This is a genomic window from Streptomyces sp. NPDC055966, from assembly GCF_042269865.1.
Classification (GTDB): domain Bacteria; phylum Actinomycetota; class Actinomycetes; order Streptomycetales; family Streptomycetaceae; genus Streptomyces.
This window is the reverse complement of sequence record NZ_JBHJYK010000060.1, coordinates 1-10,607: the sequence shown is the minus strand read 5'-3', so window position 1 is coordinate 10,607 and position 10,607 is coordinate 1. Positions and strand designations below refer to the sequence as shown.

At 69.0% G+C, this 10,607-nt stretch carries 10 protein-coding genes and 1 rRNA gene; all 11 read right to left on the bottom strand.

What is annotated here, in order from left to right:
- Nucleotides 1-90: 90 nt before the first annotated feature.
- Nucleotides 91-1,464: a DNA polymerase IV gene (locus ACFC8N_RS48375; RefSeq protein WP_356037275.1), complete on the bottom strand. Its 1,374-nt coding sequence runs from the start codon at nucleotides 1,462-1,464 to the stop codon at nucleotides 91-93.
- Between the two features lie 137 nt (nucleotides 1,465-1,601).
- Complete coding sequence (locus ACFC8N_RS48370; RefSeq protein WP_356037273.1) at nucleotides 1,602-2,285, bottom strand: MerR family transcriptional regulator; 684 nt, start codon at nucleotides 2,283-2,285, stop codon at nucleotides 1,602-1,604.
- A gap of 263 nt (nucleotides 2,286-2,548) precedes the next feature.
- Entirely contained in the window at nucleotides 2,549-3,022 is a 474-nt protein-coding gene (locus tag ACFC8N_RS48365; protein WP_026253112.1) for a bifunctional nuclease family protein, read from the bottom strand.
- A gap of 97 nt (nucleotides 3,023-3,119) precedes the next feature.
- Entirely contained in the window at nucleotides 3,120-3,857 is a 738-nt protein-coding gene (locus tag ACFC8N_RS48360; protein ID WP_356037271.1) for a MerR family transcriptional regulator, read from the bottom strand.
- A 43-nt stretch (nucleotides 3,858-3,900) separates the two neighbouring features.
- Nucleotides 3,901-4,734 (bottom strand): FHA domain-containing protein, encoded by an 834-nt coding sequence (locus ACFC8N_RS48355; RefSeq protein ID WP_356037269.1) that lies wholly within the window; start codon nucleotides 4,732-4,734, stop codon nucleotides 3,901-3,903.
- Between the two features lie 193 nt (nucleotides 4,735-4,927).
- Nucleotides 4,928-5,785 (bottom strand): DUF881 domain-containing protein, encoded by an 858-nt coding sequence (locus ACFC8N_RS48350; RefSeq protein WP_362821414.1) that lies wholly within the window; start codon nucleotides 5,783-5,785, stop codon nucleotides 4,928-4,930.
- Between the two features lie 5 nt (nucleotides 5,786-5,790).
- Entirely contained in the window at nucleotides 5,791-6,123 is a 333-nt protein-coding gene (locus ACFC8N_RS48345; RefSeq protein WP_071378005.1) for a small basic family protein, read from the bottom strand.
- Nucleotides 6,120-7,028, bottom strand: a complete 909-nt coding sequence (locus tag ACFC8N_RS48340) for a DUF881 domain-containing protein (RefSeq protein ID WP_356037264.1) — start codon at nucleotides 7,026-7,028, stop codon at nucleotides 6,120-6,122. Before ACFC8N_RS48340 ends, ACFC8N_RS48345 begins: the two co-directional genes overlap by 4 nt.
- Before the next feature lie 156 nt (nucleotides 7,029-7,184).
- Nucleotides 7,185-9,680 (bottom strand): sugar phosphate nucleotidyltransferase, encoded by a 2,496-nt coding sequence (locus tag ACFC8N_RS48335; RefSeq protein WP_376296044.1) that lies wholly within the window; start codon nucleotides 9,678-9,680, stop codon nucleotides 7,185-7,187.
- A gap of 115 nt (nucleotides 9,681-9,795) precedes the next feature.
- Nucleotides 9,796-10,404: a CDP-alcohol phosphatidyltransferase family protein gene (locus tag ACFC8N_RS48330; protein ID WP_356037259.1), complete on the bottom strand. Its 609-nt coding sequence runs from the start codon at nucleotides 10,402-10,404 to the stop codon at nucleotides 9,796-9,798.
- Nucleotides 10,405-10,512: 108 nt separating this feature from the next.
- Nucleotides 10,513-10,607: ribosomal RNA gene (gene rrf, locus ACFC8N_RS48325) — 5S ribosomal RNA — on the bottom strand; the annotation flags it as partial.

Genomic DNA, 10,607 nt, shown 5'->3' with positions numbered 1-10,607 from the left:
ACCTGTTGAGGTGCTGGACCGGCACCTGCACCACCTGCGGCCGCCCCCTCACCACAAGCAGAACCACAGCCAGAACCTAACGAAGCACTACTAGGCCTCGGCAGGGTGGTCGCGCCGGAGCTCCTCCTCCTGCGGATCCGGCACCAGCGGCAGCGGCTCCGCGGCCTCCAGCGCGGGGTCGTCGACGAAGAACGTCCGCACCCGCCCCGGAGGGGACTGCGGCGTCTCGAACCGCACCGTCACCCGCCCCAGCCCGCTCCCCTGCACCCACCCGGGCCCGTACGCGACATGGTGCACGTCCTGCCCGGCCCGCCAGTGCCGCTCGACCGGCTCCGGCCGCTCCACCACGGCCTCGGCCACGACCTCCTCCGGCGTCTCCGCCGCCCGCGCGTCCATGGCCTGGGCGAACAGGTCCTCCTGCGTGTAGTCGGCGAGCCCGGAGACGCCCACGCCGAGCAGCCGCACCCCGCCCGTGGTGTCCACGGAGTCCAGCAGCCGGGCCGCCGCCTCCCGGACCACCGCCGGATCGTCCGTGGGCCCCCTGAGCGTCTCCGAACGGGTCAGCGTCGAGAAGTCGTACCGCCGCACCTTCAGCACGATGGTCCGCCCCGACAGCCCGGCCCCCCGCAGCCGCCCCACGCACCGGTCCGCGAGCCGCTGCACCTCCATGCCGATCCGCAGCCGGTCATGGATGTCCACGTCGTAGGTGTCCTCGACCGACACCGACTTCGCCTCACGCTCGGCCACCACGGGCCGGTCGTCACGGGCCAGCGCCATCGCGTACAACGCGTGCCCGTGCGCCTTGCCGAGCAGCCGGACCAACTCGTCCTCACCCGCCTCGGCCAGCTCCTCGACCGTGGTGATCCCGGCCCGGCGCAGATGGTCCCCGGTCGCGGGGCCCACGCCCGGCAGGGTCCGCACCGGCATCGGCCCGAGCAGTGCCCGCTCGGTCCCCGGCTCGATGACCAGCAGGCCGTCCGGCTTGGCCTGCTCGGAGGCGATCTTCGCGAGCATCTTGGACGCGGCGAGCCCCACCGAGCCGGTCAGCCCCGTGACCGCCCGGATGTCCGCGCGCAGCCTGTTCCCGGCCAGCCGCGCCGACTCCTCGTCCCAGGCCGTCCCGCCCGCCTCCAGATCCACGAACGCCTCGTCCAGACTGAGCGGCTCCACCAGCGGCGACAGCTCCCGCAGCAGCGCCATCACCTGCTCGCTGATCGCCCGGTACACCCCGAAGCGCGGCACGAGATACGCGGCGTTGGGCGCCAGCCGCCGGGCCTGGCCCATGGGCATCGCCGAATGGACCCCGAAGATCCGTGCCTCGTACGACGCGGTGGCCACCACACCGCGCGGTCCGAGCCCGCCCACCACGACCGCCTTCCCGCGCAGGCTCGGCTTGGATGCCTGCTCCACCGAGGCGTAGAAGGCATCCATGTCGAGATGCAGGATGGTCGGCGCGTGTCTCACATCTCCGATGCTGCACCACGGCACTGACAATGCCGTGGTACGGGACGCCCACCGCGCGGCATCGCGCCGGATGCCGGCGGGCACCGGCTAGCGGACGGCGACGGATCTCCGCTGTCGGACGGCGAGGGACCCGGCGTTCAGACCGCTCGGTTGCGGCGGCGCGCCAGCTCGTCCGCGGGGTTGTGCCCGACGAGGGTCTCGCCCGTGTCGATGCGCTCGCCGTGCAGCTGGGAGAGCGCGCTTTCCACGTCCCGCCACACCACGCCGACGGCGATCCCGAAGATGCCCTGACCGCCCTGGAGCAGGGCGTGGACCTCGTCCGGCGAGGTGCACTCGTACACCGTCGCGCCGTCGCTCATCAGGGTCAACCGCTCCAGGTCGCGGAAACCGCGTTCTCTGAGGTGCTGGACGGCCGAGCGGATGTTCTGGAGCGAGACCCCGGTGTCCAGGAACCGCTTCACGATCTTCAGGACGACCACGTCCCGGAAGCTGTACAACCGCTGGGTGCCGGACCCGTAGGCGGGCCGCACGCTCGGCTCGACCAGGCCGGTGCGGGCCCAGTAGTCGAGCTGTCGATAGGTGATGCCCGCGGCCGCACACGCGGTGGGCCCGCGGTAACCGATCTGTTCGGACGTCATGGACGCTGCCCCTCCGCCGTCCGGTACCACCGTCGGCCGCTGCGGAGCGGGGTCGACCGCGCTGCTCGATGGGAGGCACCCCCTGTTCGAACGCAGCTGTGAACTCGGGGGAGGGTACGGACCGCTCTCCCCGAACCCGCGTCCGGGGGCACCCCCAGCCGTACCGTCGCCGCTCGTTCTCACGCCGACCTCCGTCCTTGACCTGCCTTCTCGACGGTAGGCAGTCACCAGGGGCGCGTCAACGATCGCCACACTCGGCACGCCGAGTGATAATCACCCTAAGAGTGGTTTCCCGTGCCCCACCGCGGGGAAAGGCTAGCCGAATGCGCTCGCGGGGGGCCGTAGGACGCCCTCATTGGCCGGTGGCACATGCCCGGCCCCACCGCCCGCACGGGCCCGCCGCACCCGGTGCTCACCGGGCGGGCGCGCTCACCGACGGCTCGTGATCACTGGCTGCTGGTGCCGAAGTCCTCGGGCGAGATCTGGTCGAGGAACTCGCGGAACTTCTCCACCTCGTCCTCCTGCTCGTCCGGGATGGCGATGCCCGCGTCGTCCAGCACCGTGTCGCTGCCGTAGATCGGCGTACCGGTGCGCAGGGCCAGCGCTATGGCGTCGGAGGGGCGGGCGCTGACCTCGACCCCGCTGGCGAAGACGAGCTCCGCGTAGAAGACGCCTTCCCGCAGGTCGGTGATGCGTACTTCGGTCAGCTCCTGGCCGACGGCCTCCAGCACGTCCTTGAACAGGTCGTGCGTCAGCGGTCGGGCGGGAGCCATGCCCTGCTGGGCGAAGGCGATCGCCGTAGCCTCCCCCGGCCCGATCCAGATGGGGAGGTAACGGTCGCCCCCCACTTCGCGCAGGAGCACGATCGGTTGGTTGGAGGGCATTTCGACCCGGACACCTACGACATCGAGCTCGTTCACACAGCAACCCTAGGCCGTGCCCGGGACGTTTGGGTAGTCGGGCCGGGAACAGGTGCCCGATCCGGACTCCGGCGGACCCCCGGCCCACCCGCCGCTCTCAGGGCAGGCTCACACCGAGAGCGCTCTTCACCAGAGCCGCGTGCAGCTTCACCGTGAGCGCCGCCAGCTCCTTCGTACGGGCTTCGGCAAGTGCCCTGGTCTGCGGGTTGCGGTGGCGCTTGAGCGGGGCAACCACCTGGTCGACGAGACCGGCCTCGCGGTCGGCGGCGCCCTTCATCACCCGCAGGTGACGCGGCTCGATCCCGAACCGGCCCAGTTCGGCCACCAGCCCGGCCACGGTGACCGCCTCGGCGTCGTACGCCCCGTCGGCCAGCGGAGCGATGAGCCCGTACGACTCCCACTCCTGGAGCTCGGCCTCGTCGATGTCCGCCGCCGCCAGCAGCTCGGCCCGGCCGATTCGGGCGACCGTGGGCACCGCCGACCGCTCCTGAAGGTCCTCCGGCGTGCGCTGGCGCCCCACGACGGGCAGCGGGACGGCCTCGCCGCGCTCCATGGCGTCCAGGTGCTCGCGGATCACCTTGAGCGGCAGATAGTGGTCCCGCTGCATCCGCAGGACGTGCGCCAGGCGCTCCACGTCTCCGGCGCTGAACTTGCGGTACCCCGAAGGGGTCCGCTGCGGCTCGATGAGCCCCTCGGACTCCAGGAAGCGGATCTTGGAGATGGTGACTTCGGGGAACTCGTCGCGCAGCGCGTTCAGCACCGTGCCGATGCTCATCAGCCCACTGTCCCTGGCGGCGGTACCGCTTCCGGCACCGCCGCTCGGTGTTTGAAGCATGGACCTTCCCTGGGGTCCCCCCGGACGCCGGTCCGGGGGCGGGTCAGATGCCCTGGTTCCGGCTCGCGTAGAACACCAGCCGGTACTTGCCGATCTGCACCTCGTCACCGTTCGACAGAGCGACCTGGTCGATCGGCTCGCGGTTGACGTACGTGCCGTTGAGGCTGCCCACGTCGGCGACGGTGAACGAGCCGTCCGGCTGGCGACGGAACTCCACGTGCCGACGCGAGACCGTCACGTCGTCGAGGAAGATGTCGCTCTGCGGATGACGGCCGGCCGTGGTGAGGTCGGCGTCCAGCAGGAAGCGGCTGCCCGAGTTCGGCCCCCGGCGCACCACCAGCAGCGCCGAGCCGAACGGCAGCGCGTCCACCGCGGCCTGCGCCTCGGGCGACAGCGTCGGGACCTGCGTCTGGCCGGTCACCTCGGCGTCGTACGCCTCAAGACCGGAGATCGAGATCGTGGACGTCGTCTCGGAGGCGCGCTCCGGCACGGCTCCGGGGCGCAGCGGCGCACCGCAGTTGGAACAGAAGCGGGCGCTGTCCGCATTGCGGTTACCGCACCTCGAACACACCAGGGCCGACATGGACGGATCCTCCTGCCGCGGCTGCCCCGCCGGGGCGTTGGACGCGTACGGACCAGAGGCGAACCCTCCACCCGTACCTGAGGTTGACGGTTGTCCGAAACCTATGCCGCCGGACTGGGCAGGGTCAACCGACGCCCCGCCCTGGCCTCCGGAAATGTCACCGCCCGGACCAGCCACCTGGTCCCGGAACAGCGGCCGCTGACCCTCCGCGTCGGGCTGGGCGCGATGGCGAGCGGTCGCGTTGTCGCCACCCTCTCGCGCACTCTTGCCGAACAACTTCGCAAACAACTTCACGGGCGATTCCCCTTGACCGAAACAGACCCGCCCGTGGGGCAGGACGAACCCTGATTGCCTACACCGGCCGAGCCGGACATCCTCACAACGTCCGTATCCACCAGACAGTTTCCACCACGCACCACCCCTTCGATGCGTCGACCCCCCGCAACCTCATGCCCCTGCCGGACGTCCCGCATGCACCGCCGGTTCACTACGAGGACGACCGAGCGTAGTCAGGCCGCTTCGTCTGTCGCAAGGCGTCCACGACGATCTTGTCCGAGCGCTCCACCGTGACCGTGGCCTGCTCCTTCTCCAGCGTCTGCACCACTCCTCCCGGGATGTTCAGCGCGGGTTCCAGATCTTGAGGCTTGCCGATGACCGTAAAACGATAGGGGGCGTTGATCTTGTTCCCGTCGACGCTCACGCCGCTGCCGGAATCCGCGAAGTACGTGTTCGCCACCACCCGGACCCCGTTCAGCTGGATCGCCTCCGCGCCGGCCGCACGCAGCTCCTGGACGGCGTCGAGCAGCATGTCCGCCTTGACCGCCCCCTTCGTGTCCTCGACCGTCATCGTGATGCCGGGACCCTGCGCCGCCACGGTGCCCGCCAGAATGCCGAGTTGCCTCTCCTTCTCGGCCGTCTGTTTGCGGGCCTCCGCAGCCTGGTCGGAGCTGTTCTGGAGCTCCTGGCGCTGCTTTTCGAGTCCCTGCTTCTCGTCCTCAAGACGCTGCGTACGCGAATCCAGTTCATCGAGGATGCGCACAAGATCTTCCTGTCGCGCGCCGCGGAGCGCGCTGTCGGTGTCACTGTTGGAGGCCACCTGCACGGCCAGCCCGAAGCCGAGCCCGAACAGCAGCAGGGCGACGATGAGTTGGGCCCGGGTGAAACGCGGCGGCCACAGCCCCTTGACCAGCCGTTGCCGCCCGGTCAGCGACTCCTGCGGCGGCTCGCCGGACGTCGCCCCGGACTCGGGTGCCGGCGGCGGCACCTCGGCCGGCAGTTCCTTGCGCAGCCTGTTCTCCGGCTGGTTCTCCGGCCGGTTCTCCGGCTGCTCGTTCGGCTCGCTCATCGGTCTCACGCCCGGAACACGTGACGCCGGATCGCGGCGGCGTTGGAGAAGATCCGGATGCCGAGGACCACGACGACACCCGTGGACAGCTGCGCGCCCACGCCCAACTTGTCACCCAGGAACACGATCAAGGCGGCGACGACCACGTTCGACAGGAACGACACCACGAAGACCTTGTCGTCGAAGATCCCGTCGAGCATGGCCCGCAGACCGCCGAAGACGGCGTCCAGCGCCGCGACGACGGCGATCGGCAGATAAGGCTCGACGATCGCCGGAACCTCCGGGTGGACCAACAGGCCGGCCACGACTCCCACGACGAGGCCCAGTACGGCGATCACGATGTGCCCTTCTCAGTCTTCTCGGTGCTCGGCTGTGCGGTACGGACGATCACACTCGGTGCGGCGGGCAACCGTACGTCACCCTGGGTGGAAATGGTGGCGCGGATGCCGAAGTTCTCCTCCAGGGCATGCAGATACAGCCCGTCGGCACTGTTCTGGAACCCGGTGCTCAGCCGTTCCCCGTCCCCCACGGCCAGCACCGTGTACGGCGGCACCAGCGGCCGGTTGTCGACCAGTATCGCGTCTCCCGCGGCCCTGATCGCGGACAGGGCCGTCAGCCGCTGTCCGTTGATGGAGACGGCCTCGGCCCCGGACGCCCACAGCCCGTTGACGACGCGCTGCATGTCACGGTCGCGCACCCGGCCGCTGTCGGAGAAGCCCGAGGTCTCCCGCGGATTGGTCCCGTCACCGCCGGAGCTGGCCTCCTTGGCGTCGTTCACGACGAGCTTGACGCCCGGCCCGTGCACCTCGGTCGCACCCGACAGGACGCCCACCAGATCCGCCTGCCCGCTGCCGCCGCTCGACTTCAGCGCCGCCCGCTGACGGGCGCTGACGTCGTCGCGCAGCGTGTCCACGGTGTGCTCCAGCTTGTCCGCGTTCGCGGTCTCGCTGTCGATGCGGTCGATCAGCTCCTGGTGCTCCTTGGCCACCACGGGTGCCGCCCCCTGCGCCTGCGCTGCACCGAGGGTCACGACCAGCGCCGCGAGGACGAGACCGCCCGCGAGACCGAGCTTCGCCCGGAGCGTCTTGGGCAGCCCGCCCTCGCCCGCGGACTTCTTCCGGGCTGCGGCCTCGGCGTATCCGTCGTCGAGGCTGTGGTCCATGACATTGGTGATCAACGACATGGAGGCGTCCGGGCGCTGCGGCCGCGCAGGGCTGCTCCGAACGGGGGGTTGCTGCGGCATGCCGCACATCGTCGCATGTTGCGGGCGATACCTCCGAATGGCCCCACCGACGTGCCGGACAGGCCCCCTGGGGGACATCTGTCCGGCACGCGCGTGTGCGTGGGCTTTCCCGTACGGCGCGGTGTGTCGCGCCCCTTCCGGCCGCCCCGCGGTGCCCTACCGGCCGGCGCTGTCCACGACGGCCGACCACTCGTCGAGCAGGGCCTGTGCGGAGGCGTCGTCGGGCCCCTCCGCCCACAGATGGGTGACCGCCTCGGCCGGGTCGGGCAACACCATCACCCAGCGCCCGTCGGTCTCCACGACCCGCACGCCGTCGGTCGTGTCGACAAAGCGATCCCCTGCCGCCTCGACCACCCGCCGCATGACCAGACCCTTGACGGCCCACGGCGTGGCCAGGTCCCGCTTGAGCACATGGGCCCGCGGGATCCGCGCGTCGATCTGGCTGAGCGTGAGCTGCGTCCGCGCGACGAGCCCGATCAGCCGGACGAAGGCCGCCGTACCGTCGAACACGCCGCTGAACTCGGGGACGATGAACCCGCCCTTGCCGTCACCGCCGAAGATCGTCCCTTCTTCACGCCCCACGCGCGTGAGATCGTCGGGCGAGGTCGTGGTCCACTCGACCTGCGTGCCGTGATAGGCGGCCACCTGCTCGGCGATCCGGGTCGTGGTCACCGGCAGCGCCACCCGCCCGCTGCGCCGCTCCGCGGCCACCAGGTCGAGCATCACCAGCAGCGCCCGGTCGTCCTCGATGATCCGGCCCTTCTCGTCCACGAGCGACAACCGCTCGCCGACCGGGTCGAACCGCACGCCGAAGGCGGCACCCGAGGAGGCCACTATCTCGCCGAGCCGCACCAGCCCGCCCCGCCGCATCTCGGTGGTCTCGGTGGGCCGCGACTCGTCCAGCCCCGGATTGATCGTCAGCGAATCCACGCCGAGCTTGCCGAGCAGGCTGGGCAGCACCAGTCCGGCGCTGCCGTTGGCCGCGTCCACGACGACCTTCAGACCGGAGTCGGCGATGCCGGTCGTGTCGACGTTCCGCAGGACCGTGCCGGTGTACGAGTCGAAGACGCTGGCCGGGAAGTACAGGTCACCGATCTCGCCGGGGAACGCCCGCCGGTACTCCTGCCGTGCGAACACCCGGTCCAGCTTGCGCTGGCCGCCCTGCGACAGATCGGCGCCCTGCCCGTCGAAAAACATGATGTCGACCGAGTCCGGCACGCCCGGCGAGGTCCGGATCATGATGCCGCCGGCACTGCCGCGCGCGGTCTGCTGCCGGGCCACGGGCAGCGGCACGTTCTCCAGGTCGCGTACGTCGATGGCGCTGGCCTGCAACGCGGAGATGACCGCCCGCTTCAGCGCACGGGCACCCCGGGAGTGGTCGCGGGCCGTGGTGACGGTCGAGCCCTTCTTCAGGGTCGTCGCGTACGCCCCGGCAAGCCGCACCGCCAGCTCGGGCGTGATCTCGACGTTCAGAATGCCGGACACCCCACGGGCGCCGAACAGATTGGCCTGCCCTCTGGACTCCCAGATGACCGAGGTGTTGACGAACGCGCCGGCCTCGATGGTCTTGAACGGATAGACGCGGACGTTGCCCTGAACGATCGATTCCTCACCGATCAGGCACTCGTCACCGATGACGGCGCCGTCCTCGATCCGGGCGGCGCGCATGATGTCGGTGTTCTTCCCGACGACACAGCCGCGCAGATTGCTGTGCTGACCGACATACACGTTGTCGTGCACGACGGCCCGGTGCAGAAAGGCACCGCTCTTGACGACGACGTTCGATCCGACGACGGTGTGCTCCCGGATCTCCGCGCCGGCCTCGACCTTCGCGTAGTCGCCGATGTACAACGGCCCGCGCAGTACGGCGTCGGGATGCACTTCGGCGCCTTCCGCCACCCACACACCGGGCGAGATCTCGAACCCGTCGATGTCGACGTGGACCTTGCCCTCAAGTACGTCGGCCTGGGCCTTCACATAGCTCTCATGGGTGCCGACGTCCTCCCAGTAGCCCTCCGCGACATAGCCGTAGACCGGCTTGCCTTCCTTCATCAGCTGCGGAAAGACGTCACCTGACCAGTCGACCGGAACATCCGGTTCGACGTATCCGAAGACTTCGGGCTCCATGACATAAATGCCCGTGTTGACCGTGTCGGAGAAGACCTGACCCCAGGTCGGCTTCTCCAGGAAACGCTCGACCTGGCCTTCCTCGTCGACAATGGTGATGCCGAACTCCAGCGGATTGGGCACACGGGTCAGACAGACCGTGACGAGCGCACCCTTCTCCTTGTGGAAATTGATCAGCTCGGTGAGGTCGAAGTCGGTCAGGGCATCGCCGGAGATGACGAGGAAGGCATCGTCCTTCAACGCCTCCTCGGCGTTCTTGACGCTTCCGGCGGTACCGAGTGGCTTCTCCTCATTGGCATAGGTGAGCTCCATTCCGAGCTCTTCACCGTCGCCGAAGTAGTTCTTGACGAGCGATGCCAGGAACTGGACGGTAACAACGGTCTCGGTGAGCCCGTGCCTTTTGAGCAGCCGTAGCACATGCTCCATGATCGGGCGATTGGCCACGGGCAGGAGCGGCTTGGGCATGCTAGAGGTCATGGGGCGCAGGCGTGTGCCTTCGCCCCCGGCCATCACGACGGCCTTCATGTCGGAAGCGTCCTCCTCGCAAGAGACGACGGTCTAGCCGACTTCACCCGTCCTGATTGTCCCGCACTTTTCCACTGCGGGCCATCGCGACATAACGTCAGGACAATCGCCGAGCTCAATCGGCCATGGTGTCCGCCCGGACCAAACGGCGGACCTGTACCACGTAGAGCACTCCTGCCCACCAGTAGAGCGTTGTACCCCACCCGGCGAACGCCCATCCGAAAATGGCAGCGAGTGACGCGATCCATGTGTTGCCGTCGCTGAGGAGCAACAACGGGAACGCGTACATCAGGTTGAAGGTTGCCGCCTTCCCGAGGAAGTTCACCTGCGGCGGCGGATACCCGTGCCGGCGAAGGATACCCACCATCACCAGGAGAATCAGCTCCCTCGCCAGCAGCAGCCCGGTCAACCAGAGCGGCAGGATGCCGCGCCAGGTGAGACCGAGCAGGGTGGAAAGGACATAGAGCCGGTCAGCAGCAGGGTCGAGAAGCCGGCCGAGGCTGCTGATCTGGTTCCAGCGCCGCGCGAGCTTCCCGTCGAGATAGTCACTGATCCCGCTGAAGGCAAGCACGAGGAGAGCCCAGCCATCACTCTTGGGACCCCCGAACTCGGGCCTGAGGATCAACCACAGGAAGAGGGGTACGCCGACGAGCCGAGCCATGCTGAGGATGTTGGGGATGGTGAGGACCCGGTCTGTCTGGACACGGGTCTCCTGGACCTCCACCCGGGGGCCTCCTGTGCGAAAACGAGCCAACGATGCCCCCTGACCTTACCTCAACGCAAAAAAGCTCCGGCCCTCGGGCAGTGCCCAAGAGCCGGAGCTGTAAAAGGAGTTCGGCGGCGTCCTACTCTCCCACAGGGTCCCCCCTGCAGTACCATCGGCGCTGTGAGGCTTAGCTTCCGGGTTCGGAATGTAACCGGGCGTTT